We start from the raw sequence: 17,768 nt of genomic DNA, 5'->3' as shown, positions 1-17,768 counted from the left end.
TCAATGGGTCGGAAGATTGGGCTGCGCGCGAAGCATGATCGGATGTGGCAGCGCTTTCTCGCCCTGGTCATAGGCACTCTCGTAGCCGGGAATATCCAGACGGTAACGATGGCCGGGAGCCCTGAATCAGTTCGAACGCCGGCAACGGTCGATTTCGATATTGGGGGGCAACCCCTGGTCTCGGCGCTCGATGCCTACAGCGCGGCCACCGGTCTGCAGCTGGTGTATGACGCCACACTGGCCGGAGGACGCCGCGCGCAGGCCGTCAAGGGATCGATGACGCCTGACATGGCGTTGCAGGTTCTGCTCGAAGGAACCGGCCTGGTCGCGGTCTATGCCGCAGCAAACACTTTTACGATCGTGCCTGCGGCTACTGCGCCGCAGACAGCGTCGATGCGCAGCTTCATGCCATATCTTGCGGCCGTCCAGAGCAGTGTCGAGGAGGCGTTCTGCCGCTCCGCGCTGACCGCGCCGGGGGGCTATCGGATCAAATTCAGGTTCTGGATCGGGCATGCGGGCGAAGTGCTGCAGCCCCAACTGCTTGGTTCGACCGACGACGGCGCGCGTGACCAGGCCATCGCCGCCATGTTGCGCGCCGTGGCGATCGGCCGGCCGCCGCCACCGGACATGCCGCAGCCCGTCATGATGGCGGTGACGCCGCGGCCGCCTTCCGAAACCGGCGACTGTGCTGCCCGGGATCCGCGACGCCGGGGACTGGTCGCGCGATGACGGAGACCACCTGGACGACGCTTCGGCAGGTGCTCGTTGAGCGCTACGATGAGCTTCGCCGCCGCCTTGCGCGGCGCCTCGGCGACGAGAAGGCGCGCGAGACCCTGCACGAGACGTGGCTGCATCTGCGCGACAAGAACGGTCCGGGCGTGGTGGACAGCCCGATCGGCTACCTGCTGCGCAGCGCGCTCAATCTTGCGATCAGCCGGGAGCGCCAGGAGACGCGCCGGATCAAGCGGTTCGAGGTGCAGCCGATGCTCGAGATCGTCGACGCGGCGCCCGGGCCGGAACGGGAGGTCGAATCGCGCGAGCAGATTGCGCACTTGGAGCAGGTGCTTGAGGAGCTCACGCCGCGCCGTCGGACGATCCTGCTGGCATCCCGCCTGGAAGGCATCCCGCTGCGGGAAATCGCCGAGCGTCTCGGGGTTTCCCAGCGGCTGGTGGAGCTGGAGCTGAAAGCCGCGCTGGAGCATTGCGCCAAGCGGTTTGGTAAGAAAGTCACCAGGCGTTTCGGTCCGGCGCCGCGGGAAACGTCCTGATAGGAGAGCGTCAGAGTGTTACGCAGTTGGATGGAAGTGGTGCCGAGAGAAACGCCCGATCGATGAGCCGTAGCGACGAACCGCCGGAGGAGCTGACCGCGATCGAGAGCGAGGCGCTTGCACGCGTCCAGCGGCTCGGTTCGGGGCAGGCCTCCCGGCGGGACATCGAGGACACCAAGCGCTGGGGCAACCAGAGCAGCGCGCATTCGGAGGCGCTGGCGCAGGCCAGCCTGCTCTGGGATCAACTCGGCCCGGCCGGCGCCAACCTGTTGAAGCGGCGCGGCGATTCCATCCTGGCCGCGGTCAGGCCGCAGCCGCGAATGACGCGGCGGGCGGTGCTCGGCGGCGCGCTTGCGACCTCGGCTGCCGCCTATCTCGTGGTGTCGCCACCCCTGCAGCTGTGGCCGTCGCTACGGGACGTCATGGCGGATTATCGCACCGCTGCCGGCGAGCAGCGCAAGCTCACGATCGATGGCGACGTCAAGGTGACGCTGAACACCGGAACCAGCGTCAACGTTCAGTCGGGCGAAGCCAGCCAGGATCGCATCGAGATCCTGACCGGGGAAGCGGTGATCGCGGCAGTCTCCGCGAGCCGCGAGGTGCGCGTCGTTGCCGGCGACGGCGAGATGCGTGCGCGCCGGGCCCAATTCAACGTCCGCCACGAGCCGCACAGCACCTGCGTGACGTGTCTCGATGGCGAGGTGCAGGTCAGCCGTCACAGCGCCGTCGCGCTGCTGCGCGCAGGGCAGCAGGTCAGCTATGCGGCGCTCGGCCTCGCCGCGCCGATGGCGGTCGATCCCACCGAGGTGACGGCGTGGCGCGACGGAATGCTGATCTTTCATGACGCTCCGCTTGGCAACGTCGTGACGGAGATCAATCGCTACCGCCCGGGCAAGGTCATGGTGACGAATGCGGACCTGGAACGCCGTCTCGTCAACGGCCGGTTCCGCATCGACAATGTCGATGGTATCCTGAACATGTTCCAGCAAATTTTCGGCGCGAAGGCGCGACACCTGCCCGGTGGCATCGTGCTGCTGAGCTGATGTCGGGCGAGCCATGAGAACGTGCGTCGCGTGTGCGCGGGGCGCGGGTGCGCGGGGATTGTGATGCAGCGTGCGATTTTGTTGTTCGGTCCCGCCGATGAAATGGCGTCCTTGGGGACGAGAAGCCCGGCATACGGTCTCGCCGTGTGACGAGCACCTGAGCAGATCCGATCTGCGCAGCTTTCCGTCCGTTGTTCCCAGGGGACATTCCATGCCGTCTCGTCAGCGCGTTGCCCGCCGTTCCCGTCTCGATCAGCGCCGGGTCGCGCCGCTTCCTCCGCGCCAGCGGATCGGATTGGCATCCCGCTCAATGCTGCTCGCGGGAACCAGCACGCTGGCGCTGCTGCTGACCGGGCTGGAGGACGTGTCGGCGCGCCCGTTCGGCAATTTCGCGACGACGACGTCAGCGCCGACGATCGCCAGTGATGCGGCAACGGCTGCGGCCCATCAGGCGACCGAAGTCGCCCGGCAAAGCCAGGGTGCGCTGACGCGCGCGACCCGGGCCATCCAGGCGCTGCAGGCTGCACAGTCCGCCGCGCGCAACGCGGCTGCCGCCTCGCAGCGATCGACCACGTTGCCGCAAGTCGCGGTGCCGAACGGCCTTGCTGCGGGCGGGCTTCAGGTTGCGTCGGGCGCCACGCCGGGCTCCAGCCTCTGGCAAGGCGCTGCGCTGCCGAGCCAGACCGCAAGCGGCGGCCAGACCACGGTCACCATCAATCAAACCGCGCCGCAGGCGATCCTCAACTGGCAGAGCTTCAACGTCGGCAGCCAGACCACGCTCAACTTCAACCAGCAGGCCGGCAGCTGGACTGCGCTGAACCGCGTGGTCGGCAACACCGGCCCGAGCCAGATTCTCGGCCGCATCACCGCTCCCGGTCAGGTGCTGGTGATCAACCAGAACGGCATCATCTTCGGCGGCGCGAGCCAGATCAATGTCGGCTCGCTGATCGCCTCCAGCGCCAATATCGCCGACAATCAATTCCTCAATAACGGCATCTACTCGACCACGACCGGCAGCGGAGCAATGATCGTCTATGCGCCGAGCTTCACCGGCGCCGGCGGCAAGATCGTGGTCGAGAGCGGCGCGCTGATCACCACCAATGCGCCGTCCTTGGTGACGGCGGGCGGCGGCTTCGTGCTGCTGATGGGTACCGAGGTCAACAATGCCGGCGCCATCACCACGCCGAGGGGGCAGACCCAGTTCGCGGCCGGCGACGATTTTGCCCTGCGCGCCGGTTACGGCACCAACGCCAACCAGAACTCGACCACGCGCGGCAACGAGATCGCGCCGATGCTGCGCAGCGGAAGCGCCAGCGGCACGGTCACGAACACCGGTCTCGTCCTCGCCCAGCAGGGCGACATCACGCTGGCCGGCCATGCCGTCACTCAGGACGGCATCCTCGTCTCCACCACCTCGGTCAATCAGCGCGGCACCATCCATCTGCTCAATTCGGCGTCCGATGCCACCGGCAGCGTCACGCTGACCAACAACGGCATCAGCCTGATCCTGCCGGAGACCGATGCCGCCGCTGCGCTGATCTCGGGCATCGATCCGAACGCGACCGCGTTCAATTCGCAGCGCGATGCGCTGATCGCATCGGCCGGCCCCAATCAGCTGACCATCGGCCAGTTCGACAATCTCTCGAAGCTGTCCGATCGCCCCGATCAGTCGCGGATCGAGATCGTCACCGGCGGCACGATCGATTTCAGGAATGGCTCGCTGACCATGGCGCAGGGCGGCCAGGTGACGGCGTCCGCCGGCAAGCGCGTATTCGCGGAGAGCGGCTCCGTCATCGACGTCTCCGGCACCACCGGGACCGTGCTGCCGGTGTCGGCCAATTCGATCAAGGTCAACGTCCAGGGCAACGAGCTGCGCGACAGCCCGCAGAATCGCGACAGCGGCACGCTGCTCAACAGCAACATGTGGATCGACGCGCGTGATCTCACGCTGGTGCCTGCCGGCACCGGTGGCTATGCGACGGACCGCTACTACACCGCCGGCGGACTCCTTGAGGTCTCGGGCTACCTCAACAACACCGCGCACAAGATCGGCGAATGGACCGCGGTCGGCGGCACCATCACGCTATCGGCGCCGGAGGTGGTGGCGCAGCGAGGCTCGCTCTTCAACATCTCCGGCGGAGCGGTGCAGTATCAGAGCGGGTATGTGCGGCAGACGCTTCTGCTCGGCAATGACGGCCGCATCTACAATGCCGACGATGCGCCGGCCAACCTGACCTATATCGCGGTGGCGAACGGCTTCGTGGTCAATCACGCGCATTGGAACGTCGTCGAGGTCTATCTCAGCCCATTCGGCAAGGGCAGCAGCCGCTGGGAGAACGGCTACACCGTGGGGCGCGATGCAGGCGGCCTCATTCTCGCGACCCCGACCTCGGTGTTCGAGGGTGCGATCCTCGCCAATGTGATCGACGGCGAAGCGCAGCTCACCAAGCGCCCGGCGGCTGTCACCGATGGCTACAAGCTGACGCAGAACACCGCGCCGCTCGCCGGCACGCTGGCGCTCGGCCAGTACAACGGCTACGGCCTTGCCAACGCCTACAACACCGACGTGTCGTTCGGCAATGTGGCGTCGATCGCAGGCGGCCTCGACGCGACCTCGGCGCTGCCGACCGGTCGCGTCAACACCGCCTATTTCGATGCGCCGACGCTCAGCGGCTTCGGCCTCGGCGGCTTCAACATCAACACGGGCAACAAGATCTCCGTCAACGCGCCGCTGCAATTCGCGCCGGGTGCGCAGATCAAGCTGACCGCCCCGACCGTCGATATCGCAGCCGACATCACTGCGCGCTCCGGCAGCGTCACGGTCACCAACATTCTCAATACGGCAAACGGCACGGTTACGTTGACGAACGCGACCGGAGGCGCGTCGCTGACGCTGGAGTCCGGCGCCGTCATCGATACGCGCGGCCTGTGGGTCAACGCGCTCGTCGATCCGAAGGATGCATCGGGCCTTGCCTTCGTCGACGGCGGCAACGTCACCTTCAATTCCTTGCAGAACGTCACGCTCGCTGCCGGCAGCGTGATCGACGTGTCCTCCGGCGGAGCCATTCTCGCCAATGGCAAGACGCAAGGCGGCAAGGGCGGCAACGTCACGATCACCGCGGGGCAGACCCAGCAGGACGCCGGAACGCCCGGCGACGGGACACTCGTTCTCGACGGTACGATCCGCGCCTGGGGCGTCACGGGCGGCGGTACGCTGACGATCTCGACGCCCGGCAATATCCTGATCGGCGACAACGCCGCGTTGGCGGGCGGCATCCTGCCTGCCGGCATGCCGGCGCCGGCTGCGGTGAAGCTCAAGGAGGCGCTGACGATTCCCGCGGGGCAACCGCTGCCGGCTGCGCTGACGCTGACCCTCACCACGATGACCTACAATACGCCGCTGCTCTCCGATGTCTCGCTGAGCGACACGCCGCCCAGCGGACCAACTGGCGCGGATTGGCAGGTGCCGCCCGGACTGTATGCGAATACGAGCAATGGCTGCTACGGTGGATGGCCGTGCGGCTCCTCGATCCTGCCTGCTGGCTCGGTCATCACCAACTGGTCGGGAAGCGGGAAAATTCCGGCCGGCACGCTCGTTCCCTCTGACATCTTCCCGAACGGCCTCCCGGTCAGGCCTTATCAGGTCACCTACGCAGCCGGAACGGTTTACTCGACGCCGATGACCTACCCGGTCGGAACCATTATTCCGACGGCGACGGTGTTGCCGCAAACCGTGGCGATCGAGCCTGCGCCTGCGTTGCAGTACTCGTTCTTCACCGCCGGATTCTCGAACTACGACATCAATGGCGGGTTGGGTGTCGTGGTGGCCAACAACACCGTGGTTGCGGCGTCGATGCCGGTCTACCGGTTCACGGCGAGCAGCTATGCTGCACCTTCCGGCGGTGACCCGTCGTCGGCGTTGATGTTGTGGACGCCGCCGCTGTTCACCGCGGATCCGGTCAAGGCCACGATCGCTCAACGCGGCGGCGTAAGCCTTACGTTGCGCTCGCTCCTGAAGTCCGGGGGCGGTCCGCTCGTCGGCGGCGGCGCGATCGTGGTTGGCGACGGCGCCTCGGTCAGCGTCGATCCGGGCCAGAGCATCACGCTCGATGCCTTCGGCCAGATCAGCGTGTTCGGCAGTCTCACCGCGCATGGCGGCAGCATCAATCTGACCAACGACGCCTACAGCGCGAAGGTTGATGCGGCCCGTAATTTCGACCTGAATGGCAACGGCCGCGGCGTTTCGATCTGGCTCGATGCTGCGGCCAAGCTCGATGTCTCGGGCTCGATCTATCAGGCGTCCGATACAGCAGGACGTCTATTCGGGCGAGCGAGCGACGGCGGCTCCATCACCATCAACGGTGGCGGTGCCTTCGTGGTCGTGCGCCCGCGCGCCGAACTCAATGCCGACGGGACCCGGGTTGCGATCGACCTTGCCGCGGGTGGCGCGGCGTCGGCCAGCAGGCCGCAGATCATGCCGACCAATGGCGGCTCCATTACGCTGGCGTCGCAGAGCGGTCTCTATCTCGACGGCGAGATGCACGCCTTTTCCGGCGGCAGCAATGCCGCCGGCGGCAACCTGTCGATCGCGCTCACCACGCCGAATTTCGACCAGAATTATTTCCCCAACGGTACGGCGCCGTCCAATGTGATCGTTCCAAGTGTGATGACCGTGGTGCAGGGGCGTCAGGCTTCCTTGCTGCCGGACGATATCGCCCCCGGAACCGGCGCGCCGCATCTGCAGTTCGGTCAGGCCACGGTGAGCGCCGACATGGCGAAGGCCGGCGGGTTTGACAGTCTCACGCTGACGTCCGGCGATTACATGCAGTTCTCGGGCAATGTCTCGCTGGCGCTGGGCCGCAGCCTGACGCTGACGGCGGCAGCGTTCACGTCGGGTGCTCCGGTTTCCGGGCCGATCGATCCCTCGATGCCGGCGACGACCGGCAATGTGCGCGTGTCGGCGCCCTACATCCTGTTCCGCGAGCCGCAAGCCAACGTCCCGGATGGGACCATCAGTGGAAGCATACGCAATCCCGGCGGTACGGCATCGCCGACCACCGCGACGTTCGAGGCCGACGCAAATCAGATCGACATCCAGGGCCTCGTCGGTTTTTCGGCGCGTTCGCCGAACAACATGTATGCGCCGGGATTCCAGTCGACCAAGCTCGTCAGCCAAGGCGACATCCGTTTCCTGTCGATGCCCGGAGTGATCGCGACCCAGCTGTCGACCGGCGGCAATCTGGAACTCCTTGCCGCGCAGATCTATCCGGCGACCAATGCCGTAGCGACCGTCATCGCAGGCAGTGGAAATCCCGATCCGGCAACGACGCTGACCATCGGACGCACCACCGGCACCGTTCCGGATGCGCCGCTGTCCGTGTTCGGCCAGCTCGCATTCCAGGCGCCGGTGATCGAGCAAGGCGGTATCGTCCGTGCGCCGCTCGGGCTCCTGACCTTCGGCGTGGGCTGGCCCGTCTTTACGCCCCGGCTCGATCTGCTGCCGGGCAGCCTGACCTCGGTCTCGATGGCGGGCCTGACCATCCCCTATGGCGGTACGATCGACGGCGTTACCTACAACTATAACGGCGGCGCCGTTCGCACGATCGGCCTGCCCAACAACGCGCCGCAAACCGGAATCGTGCTCGATGGACAGTCGATCAACGTCGCGAGCGGCGCGATCCTGGATTTGTCGGGGGGCGGCACGCTCACCGGTGCGGGCTTCGTCTCCGGACGCGGCGGCTCGGTCAACGTGATCAACACGCCGCTCGTCAACGCCAATCCCGCGACGCCTGTCAGCAAGGCGACCGACAAGGTCTACGCCATCCTGCCTGGCTATGGGTCCGCCTACGCGCCGATTGCGCCCGAGAATGGCGCCGGTGATCCCGTGATTGGTCAGCAGGTCACCATTCCGTCCGGCGTCCCGGGACTGCCGGCGGGGACATACACGCTGCTGCCGTCAAACTATGCGCTGCTGCCCGGCGCATATCGCGTCGAGCTCGGGGCCAGCACCACGACCCTGGCCGGCAATCCGATCACGATCGGCAACGGCACCTACGCCGCTGCGGTCACCACCGGCATCGCCAACACCGCGATCCGGGGCAGCCTGCCGGTGACGGCGCTGATCACTGCGGGCACTTCCGTTCGCAAATATTCGCAATTCAACGAGCAGAATTACAGCGACTTCCTGCTTGCCGGCGTGACGCAATTCGGCGGCGTGCGTCCGCTGCTGCCGAGCGATGGCAAGACGCTCGAGATCCAGTTCGAGATACCGGGCGCCACTCCGGCCGGTCCCGCGCTCATGTTCAACGGCACGGCGCTGTTCCAGGGCGCGCAGGGTGGTAACGCCGGTCAGGTGATGCTGATGAATGTCGGCGAGATCTATGCTGATGCGCCGACGCCGGGATACACCCGTACCTCGGTCAGTGCGGCCGATATCAACGCACTCAAGGCGCCGCGTCTGCTGGTCAACGGAACCATCACGATCAACAACGGCACGCTGCTGCTCGATCAGCCCTACAGCCTGGCGGGGAACGATCTGTTCATTCGCGATGGTGTCTCGCTCTCTGCCGGAGAGATGTTCTTCATCGGCAGCAATATCACCGTCGGCAACAATGTGACACTCAGCACCGTCGGGCAGGGCGCAGTCCCGTTCGATTCCGCATCGACCGGCATGAGCTATACGTCGAACCGGCTCACAGTGCTGGCGCTGTCCAATGGCGACGTCAACTTCCTGCCCTCGAATGCTGGCAACGGCTCGATTACCATCGGAGCCGGCGCATCGCTCTATTCCGAAGGGACGCTGGTGCTTTCCACCAACGGCGCTTCGACGATCGATCCCACGGCCCATTTCGGATCGGCCAACATCTCGCTCGCGGTCGGCACCATCAATATCGGGGACGCTGCGACGATCACAGCGACCGGCGCACCAGCCGGCTTGCTGTTCGATCAGGCGCTGTTCAACACGCTGGTCCACGGTGATCCCCTGCATTACGCGCCGGCGTTGAAGACCATCACGCTTGCTGCGGCGAATTCGATCAACCTGTTCGGCGGCGCCGGTCTCGACGCCACCGGCAGCGGTGTCAATCTGGTGCTGAACGCGTCGGCGATCTACGGCTACGGTGCGGCCGGCGACAGCTCCACGATCGCCGCCAGCAAGATCACCTGGAACGGCATCAGCGGTGCGACGCCGCCGGCCATCGCCGCGAGCGGGCCGGGCACCGGAACCGGCACGTTCAACCTCGTCGCCGATGAGATCGATTTCGGCCAGTTCGCTTCGCTCGACACCTCGACTGCGAACCGCGTGATCTACGGCTTCGGCAACGTCAACATCATCGGCAACGCCCGGATTATCTCGGCCGGCAACAGCAAGCTGTTCGTCTATCAGTCGCCGAGCTCGGATCCATCAGCAATATTCGGCCAGAGCGGCACCGGCGGCAACCTGACGCTGACGACGCCGCTGCTCACCGGCGCGCAGAAATCGATCATGGCCTATGCCGCCGGCCGCGCGCTCAATGTGATCGCGCCTGCGGGTCTTGCGGCAAGCACGGCGAGCTCCACCGTGGCCGGCGCCGAGATCGACCTGACCGGCGGCAGCGTCGGGATCGGCAGCACGATCCTGCTGCCGAGCGGCAAGCTCGTCGTCAATGCGACCGGCGATATCGTGCTCGGGTCCACAAGCCGTGTCGATCTGGCTGGTCGGCCGTCTACGATCCAGCGGGCAACCGTCTATGGCTTCGGCGGCACCGCGATTTTCAACAGCGCGCAGGGCGGTCTGACGCAGCTTGCCGGCTCCGTGATCGATGTTTCCGCGACCAACGCCGGTGCCGGGTCGATCAGCATCGCGGCTGCGAATGGACCGGTCACGCTCGGCGGCGCGCTCAATGGTGCCGCGACAAATGGCTACGCCAGCGGCGATTTCAGCGTGACGGCTGGCCGGCTGTCCAGCGCGGATTTCGCCACGCTCAATGCGCTGTTGACCCAGGGTGGCTTCTTCGATGCCCGCGGCTTCGATATCAGGAATGGCGACCTGGTCGTCGGCGACGGCGTGAGAGCCGGCAACGTCGCGATTGCCGTCGACAATGGCAGCCTGTTCGTCGCCGGCCGCATCGATGCGTCCGGCGCCGCGCCGGGCACCATCCGGCTCTCGGCCGGCAACGGGCTCGCGCTTGCGCCGACCGCCGTGCTCGATGTTCACGGCACGGTGCTGCAGGTCGACAGCTACGGCCAGCCGATCGAGGCGAAGAACCGCGGCCATATCGAATTGACCGCGGCGGGCGGCGTGCTCACGCTGTCGCCGGGCGCGACCATGGATATCTCCACGCCGAACGGCGTCGCCTATGGCGACGTGGTGCTGAACGCGCAGCGCACCGGCGAAACCTCGGGCGATATCGCCATCAACGCGGCGGCTCCGCTCAACATCAGAGGCGCCTACAGTATCGCGCTCAACGCATTCTGGACCTATGACCTGCCGGGCGGCAGCACCATCAGCCAGACGACGCTCGACGGCTACGACACCGCGAGCACGGCCTTCATCAGCGCTGCGTTGGGCAACGCCGGGTTGGCGACGCGCGTTGCGGGCTTGTCGGCTTACGGCAGCGCCTACCACCTGCGGCCGGGCGTCCAGATCACATCGAGCGGCGATCTCTCGACATCAGGCGATATCGACCTTGCCAAATATCGCTACGGCGCCGGTGCGGATCGCGATCCGCACTCAGCGACCTACGGTGCCGGCGAGCCGATGGCGCTCGTGATCCGTGCCGGCGGCAGCATGAGCATCAATGGAAGCATCTCGGATGGCTTCAAGCCGGGCTCCGGCACGTCACCGACCTATGCGGCGATATCCGCGACTGACCTGTCCACGGATACGATCCATTTCGCCCGGCAGGGGGCTGCGCTTTGGCGCCTGGTTGCAGGCAATATTGTCTCCGTGACCGAGCCGGGAGGCTGGACCGTCCCCTATCGTCCTGGTGGGCTCATCCTGCCCGGAGCCTTCCAGCCGCGATCGGTCGACGGCACCCTCTATCCTTCCGGAACGGTCATTCCATTCGGCACCCTATTGAATCGTCTCTATATCCCCACCGGGGTCGAGACGTCCGTCGTCGGGCTGTCGCTGCAGACCGATCCGGGCATGGCCGGCGTCCCCGCCACGTCCGCGGCAGCGCCCATGCTGGCGGCGGGCTCGCTCTCCGCATCGATCCGCATCGTCGCCGGCGCGGACCTCGCGGCTGCCGACCAGCGCGCGTTGCAGACGACGCAGGCGCTGAACGGGAGCGGCAACCTGACGCTGAGCGATCCGGCCTACAACGACACGCTGAACGCGACGTTCTTCAGTGTGCTTCGCACCGGCACCGGCAGCCTCGATTTGCGTGCCGGCAGCAATTTCAGCGAAGCCACGCCGTATGGCGTCTACACTGCGGGGACCCAGTCGGCGCCGATCCTGGCACCTGGCGGCGCCAATCCCTACGATCTCGTCGGCGTCAGCAGCGGAGGTGGCTCGCATGCATGGTATCCCGAACATGGCGGTGATCTCATGCTTACCGCGCAACTCGATATCACCGGCCAGATTCAGATCGCCGACAACAACATCCGCTTCGTCGCCTCCAATCTGCCGGCCAACTGGCTCCGGCTGCAAGGAGGCGGCTCCTCTGCCGATCCGGCCGCATGGTGGATCAACTTCGGCTCCTTTGCCAACACCAGTCCATGGGTCGACGCCCAGCAACTCATCGGCTTCCAGGGCATCGGCACGCTTGGTGGCGGCAACCTGACCCTGATCGCGGGCCGCAATGCCGGCGTGACCGGCAACAGCTCGACCGGCCTTGATCTTGCGGTCGCCTCGACGGGCCGCGTTCTGCCAAACGGCACGCTGGTGGCGACCGGTGGTGGCAACCTTGTCGTGAAGGTGGGCGGCGGATTGAATCCGGTGATCCCGACCACCCCTTACGGACCGTCAGGGGACTATTACGGGTCGATCACCGATCTGCGCGGCAACATCACCGTCAGTGCCGGCTCCGTCGGTGCGATGGCTCAGAATACCTGGGGATCCTCGATCGTTTCGTACGATCCGCGCGCGGTCGATCCAAACGTCTTCAAGCGTTCGCTCGGCATCGGTCCGCTGTTCATACCGGGTGACGGCAGCATCAGTATCGTCGCGCGCGGCGACGTGGTGCTGGGCGGTGCAGGTGATGCGGGCATGGCCGCGCAGGTCGATCTGAACGGCATCGCCTACACGGTGCGGAATGCGGACGGCAGCACGACGCTGAAGAGCCACGGGCAGTCGAACTTCACATTGTGGACGGCGTCGACCGGGATCAATCTTTACGCGGCCGGCGGCGACGCGGCGGTGTTGAACGGCATCTCCGGCAGCGGCACCGGCTTCTTCCCGGGAACGCTGATTGTTGCAGCCGCCAACGGCGATGTCAGGTTCTCGGAGGGCGCTGCGGCGATCGAGCTGATCCCATCGCCGCTCGGCCAGCTCGAACTGCTGGCGGCGGGTTCGATCTACGGCACCAGCCAGGTGGTTGCGATGTCCGGCGCGGGCATGAACACGCTGGCGACGCCGTTCAATCCCGTCTTCAGCACAGGCACCGGCGGCGGCGGTACCAACAACGCCTGGGCCAACGCCGGTTTCCGCGACAATTCGCTAAGTCCAATCGCCTTTGGCGAGGATCTGCCGATCTCCAACCTGCATGCCGGCGACAGCCAGCCGGCTCTGGTCTATGCCGGTGTCGACATTGCGGATCTGACGCTTGGACAGGCACAGCCAAAATCGCGATCTGCCTCGTCGGGTTTCACTCCCACCCACGGCATCTGGTACACCGCGGCCAAGCCGTTCGAGGTGATCGCCGGTCGCGATATCGTCGGCACCGGTCCGGTGGCCAGCGTATTCCTGAACAACGGGCCGAACGACATCTCCCTGATGCAGGCCGGCCGCGATATCTTCTATCAATCGGTCATCGTTGCCGGCCCAGGTCTGCTGCAGCTGCAGGCCGGCCGCAACCTGTACCAGGGCTACTACGGCTCGCTGGTCAGCGTCGGCGATATCGTCAATCAATCCAACACCACGGGCGGTGCGGGCATCGTCACGATCGCGGGTGTCGGCGCCGGCGGCCCCGACTATACCGATTTCGCCAGGCTGTACTTCAATGCTGCGAACCAGCTCCCCGGCGACGGTCGGCCGCTCGCAGGCAGCGGCAAGGTGGCAAAGACCTACGCCGACGAATTGTACGACTGGCTGCGCGACCGCTTCTCGCCGAGCCGGAACTATTCGCATCACGGCCAGCTCTACGTCTTCACAGGCACGAAGGACGATGCGCTCAGCTTCTTCCTGACGCTGCCGATGGAGCAGCAGGGCGTGTTTGTCCGCCAGGTCTACTATGCGGAGTTGAGGGAAGGCGGCCGCGAATACAACAACAGGGACAGCAATCGCCATGGCAGCTATCTGCGTGGCCGTCAGGCGATCGCCACGCTGTTCCCGGATCAGGATGCGTCAGGCAATCCAGTCCCGTATTCGGGCAACATCACCCTGTTCAGCGGCGTTGCCAAGAAGAGCGACGGCACCACGTATCTGGCCGATGCCGGCATTCAGACGCAGTTCGGCGGCGACATCCAGATCCTCAATCCCGGCGGACAGACGATCATCGGGGTCGAGGGCGTGACGCCGGGCGCCGGCGCGGGCCTGATCACGCAAGGGCAAGGTGACATCGACGTCTATTCGCTCGGCAGCGTGCTGCTTGGCCAGAGCCGCATCATGACGACGTTCGGCGGCAATATCATCGCGTGGTCGGCGACCGGCGACATCAACGCCGGCCGCGGCTCGAAGACGACGACGATCTTCACGCCGCCCAAGCGCACCTACGACCCCTATGGCAGCGTCAAGCTGTCGCCGAGCGTGCCGTCGACAGGCGCGGGCATCGCGACGCTCAATCCGATTCCCGAAGTGCCACCCGGAAACATCGACCTGATCGCGCCGCTCGGCACCATCGACGCAGGCGAAGCCGGCATCCGTGTCTCGGGCAACGTCAACCTCGCAGCGCTGCAGGTGGTCAACGCCGCCAACATCCAGGTGCAGGGCACCTCGACCGGCGTTCCGGTGGTGCAGGGCCCGCCTGTCGGCGCGCTGACGGCCGCGTCGAACACCACCGCAGCCAGCCAGCAGGCCGCGCCGCCTCCGCCAAAGACCAACGACCAGCCCTCGATCATCATGGTCGAAGTCATGGGCTACGGCGGCGGCGGTGGTGGCGATGACGAGACCCAGCCGGAGGAGACGCCGGAGCAGAAGCGCAAGCGGCGCGAGAAACAGACCTACAACGAGAACAGCGCCTTCCAGGTCATCGGCCTCGGCGACGCGACGGGCTCGTCGGGCAGGTGAGGGCAGGGGGCGGGATCGCGGCAGGTGAAGAGCGACAGCGCGATGCAAATCTCGCTGTCGCGCGACTGCGACGGCTCGCGCGCAGCGCGGGCTTGCGATCGCTGATTACCTGACCGTCAGGTGCACATCCGGCGCCGGCCGGTCCGGGACCCATTCCAATGCAAACCGCTGGCCGGCAATGATCTCATAGGTCGAGAGTTTCGATGCGACTGCATCGCGGAACCTGAGATAGGCGTCACGCTGCCGCCCGCCAGCGCGGGCCGCCGCCAGATTGAGCCATTTGTAGGCCAGCACAAAATCGGTCGGGACGCCGTGGCCCTTGTCATAGATCAGGCCGAGCTGGGCTTGCGCGAACGGATCGCCCTGCACGGCGCCGCGATAGTAGAGGTCGGCGGCAGCGGCGTAGGCCTGCGGGACGCCGAAGCCGTGCTCATACATGAAGCCGAGCAAGCCGAGCGCTCTTGGGTTGCCGCGCTCGGCGGCGGGCGCGAGCTCCCGAGCCGCCCTGACATAGTCGCCGCGATGGAAGGCGGCCGCGCCGCGCGCGACGCCGTCGGCGCTCGCGACGGATGCGGTCATCGCCCAAAGCGCGACGGCAAGCGAGGCGCAGAGCGCCTTGCGCGATGTGAAAGGGTTACGTGCGCCCATGTCAGGCTCAGTGATAGCTGGTGGTGATCGGCGCATTGGTCGTTGTCGTCGCGATGCTGCCGCGCAATTTCGAGCGAAGCTCCTCGGCCACGGTCTGGGCGTCGGAACCGTTGCGGATGATCTGCGGGCGGATGAAGATGATCAGCTCGGTGCGCTGGGTGCCGTTACTCTGATGCCCGAAGGCATCGCCGAGGCCGGGGATCTGGTCAAGCACCGGAAGCGCATTGCGGGCGCCGCTCTGCTGTTCGCTGATCAGGCCCGCCAGCAGCACGGTCTGGCCATTGGCGACCGAGATCTGGCTCTTGACCCGCCGCTCAGACACGGTCGGTGTCAGGTTCACCGTGCTGCTCTGCGGAACGTTGCTGATCTCCTGCTCGATATCGAGCCGCACGGTGCCGTTGACGCTGACGCGCGGCGAGACCTTCAGGATGATGCCGGTGTTGCGATAGTCGATGGTGTTGACTACCGTGTTGCTCGTGGTCAGCACCGTCGCGCTGCCGGTCGACACCGGGACGACGTCGCCGACCTGCAGGGTCGCGACCTGGTTGTTGATCACGACCAGCGACGGATTGGAGAGCACCTTGACGCTGGTGACGGCATGCAGCGCATCCAGGATGAAGCTCGGCTGCGTCTCGGACCCGACCAGGAAGTTGAAGCCCGGGAAGGCGCGGTTGATGAAGGCATTGGTGACTGAGCCGGCGACGGTCGCGACGCCGGTGGTCGCGTCCGTGGTGGTCGCGGGCGCCGTGGTGGCCTGGGTGCCCGTGAACGAGCCCATGTTCGGCTTCAGGCCGAGGCTCCGGCTGGTGAGATAGGTCTGCACGCCATAGGACAGGGTGTTGTTGAGTGTGACCTCGGCGATCGTCGCGTCGATCGCGACCTGGAGCTGCGGCTCGTCGATCTGCACCAGCGTCGCCTCGATGATGCGATAGTTGGCCTGGTCGGCATAGATCAGGAGATTGTTGTTCACGACATCGGGCGTGATCCGCACGTCCTGCATGACGGGCTGGCCGTTGCCGGAGCCCGACGCGCCGCGTCCGGCATCCAGCGCGGCATTGTTGCCCTGGCCTTGATTGTTGGGATTGTTGGACTGTCCGCCGGCGCCAAATCCCTGGCCGAGGCCCTGGCCCGTCCCCGACGTGCCGCGGTTTGCGAAGCCGTTCACGCCCGAACTCGCGCCATTGTTGTTGTTCAGCGAGAGACGGTCGGCGACGCTTGACGTCGACGAGGTGCCGGAGCCGGGCGCGAGCTGGCTGTCGGCGCTGTCGAGCAAATTGCCGGACGAGCCGCCGAGGAACATGTCGGTCAGAACCCGCGCGATCTGGCGCGCATCGCCATATTTGACGCGGTAGACATGGACCGAGGTGCGCGCGGTGTCGTTGCGGTCGAGGCGCTTGATCCAGGTCGCAGCCGTGTGCAGCATCTCCGGCTTCTTGGTCACCACCAGCACCGCGTTGAGGCGCTGGATCGGCATGAACTTGATGACGTTCTGGCTGAGGCCGTTCTCGCCGGAATCGACGATCTTCTCCAGCTCGGCAATGACTGGCGCGGGCGAGCCGCTCGAGATCGGGAAGATGCCGACGGACTGGCCGCGCATCCAGTCGACGTCGAAGCTGAGCACGGTGTCGACGGCGGTGCGGCGCTCGGCGCCAGTGCCCTGGATCAGAAGCAGATTGCGCGATGTATCGGCACGAACCGAGCCGGCCCGGGTGGCGAAGCTGTCGGTCAGCTTCAGCAGGGTCTGGGCCGACACATATTGCAGGGGGACCACCGAGACGCCGAATCCGGCCTCGGGATTGGCTGCCGCGGCATCGACGCGACCACCACCGACGGCATCGCCGAGCGGCGTCAGGCGGTAGCCCGACGTATCCTTCAGCAACACGACGCCGCTCAGGCGGAGCGCGTTTTCAAGCACGAAGACCATGTCGGATTTCGGCACCGGGCGGACCGACACCAGGCTCACCGTGCCCTGCACCCGCGGGTCGATGGTGTAGCCGACATGCAGGATGTCGCCGAGCACGACCTTGGCGACGGTCGCCACCGGCGTGCTCTCGAAATTCAGGTCGAAGCCATTGCCGTTTGACGTGGGTTGCGGCCGTGCATCCGCGATGCCGGTCACTTCGCTTCCGTCATACATCGCCGCGCGGACGCTGCCGCTCTGGCCGCTGCCTGTCGCCGCCAGCGCGCTGACCTGTTGCGGCTGGCGCTGTGCCAGATCCAGCGAGCGCACCTTGTCGGTGACGTCGAGCTGGGACGCGTCGACGCTCTCGCCGACCGTCGCGGAATTGCAGGACGCCAGCAACCCCAATGACGTCAAGGCAAAAATGGCTGCGAGGCCGCCACGGATCGTCGGGCAGCGGCCCACTGTGCCTACGCGTTGCATGAAGGCCCTTCGCTCTGACTAACTGAAATTTCGATTGCTTGCGACGATCGGTCCTACCC

6 protein-coding genes are annotated in these 17,768 nt (G+C 66.0%); 4 read left to right on the top strand and 2 right to left on the bottom strand.

Going from position 1 to position 17,768, the window contains the following annotated elements; translation table 11 throughout:
- Positions 1-42: 42 nt before the first annotated feature.
- From FBZ93_RS21495 to FBZ93_RS21480, 4 genes are all read left to right on the top strand, one after another.
- Complete coding sequence (locus FBZ93_RS21495) at positions 43-729, top strand: STN domain-containing protein (RefSeq protein ID WP_146988260.1); 687 nt, start codon at positions 43-45, stop codon at positions 727-729.
- Positions 726-1,268 (top strand): RNA polymerase sigma factor, encoded by a 543-nt coding sequence (locus tag FBZ93_RS21490; protein ID WP_146988258.1) that lies wholly within the window; start codon positions 726-728, stop codon positions 1,266-1,268. The genes FBZ93_RS21495 and FBZ93_RS21490 overlap by 4 nt, the downstream gene beginning before the upstream one ends.
- Positions 1,269-1,330: 62 nt before the next feature.
- A complete protein-coding gene (locus tag FBZ93_RS21485) occupies positions 1,331-2,311 on the top strand; it encodes a FecR family protein (protein ID WP_146988256.1) in 981 nt (326 codons plus the stop codon).
- 211 nt (positions 2,312-2,522) lie between these two features.
- Entirely contained in the window at positions 2,523-14,678 is a 12,156-nt protein-coding gene (locus FBZ93_RS21480; protein ID WP_167529151.1) for a filamentous haemagglutinin family protein, read from the top strand.
- A gap of 105 nt (positions 14,679-14,783) precedes the next feature.
- On the opposite strand, the gene FBZ93_RS21475 is transcribed toward FBZ93_RS21480, so the two are convergent.
- On the bottom strand, positions 14,784-15,257 hold the full coding sequence (locus FBZ93_RS21475) for a tetratricopeptide repeat protein (protein ID WP_146988728.1): 474 nt from the start codon (positions 15,255-15,257) through the stop codon (positions 14,784-14,786).
- 76 nt (positions 15,258-15,333) lie between these two features.
- On the bottom strand, positions 15,334-17,709 hold the full coding sequence (gene gspD / locus FBZ93_RS21470) for a type II secretion system secretin GspD (RefSeq protein ID WP_167529150.1): 2,376 nt from the start codon (positions 17,707-17,709) through the stop codon (positions 15,334-15,336).
- Between the last annotated feature and the right edge of the window lie 59 nt (positions 17,710-17,768).

The sequence above is a fragment of the Bradyrhizobium macuxiense genome (genome assembly GCF_007993935.1).
Taxonomy (GTDB): Bacteria; Pseudomonadota; Alphaproteobacteria; order Rhizobiales; family Xanthobacteraceae; genus Bradyrhizobium; species Bradyrhizobium macuxiense_A.
Note: the sequence above shows the minus strand (reverse complement) of the source record. Positions and strands in the feature narration are given on the sequence as shown.

What these genes read in the sequence shown, in the direction of transcription:
- FBZ93_RS21495 (WP_146988260.1), top strand. Translation starts at nt 43, where the DNA reads ATGTGGCAGCGCTTTCTCGCCCTGGTCATAGGCACTCTCGTAGCCGGG.
- FBZ93_RS21490 (WP_146988258.1), top strand. Translation starts at nt 726, where the DNA reads ATGACGGAGACCACCTGGACGACGCTTCGGCAGGTGCTCGTTGAGCGC.
- FBZ93_RS21485 (WP_146988256.1), top strand. Translation starts at nt 1,331, where the DNA reads ATGAGCCGTAGCGACGAACCGCCGGAGGAGCTGACCGCGATCGAGAGC.
- FBZ93_RS21480 (WP_167529151.1), top strand. Translation starts at nt 2,523, where the DNA reads ATGCCGTCTCGTCAGCGCGTTGCCCGCCGTTCCCGTCTCGATCAGCGC.
- FBZ93_RS21475 (WP_146988728.1), bottom strand. Translation starts at nt 15,257, where the DNA reads ATGACCGCATCCGTCGCGAGCGCCGACGGCGTCGCGCGCGGCGCGGCC.
- gspD (WP_167529150.1), bottom strand. Translation starts at nt 17,709, where the DNA reads ATGCAACGCGTAGGCACAGTGGGCCGCTGCCCGACGATCCGTGGCGGC.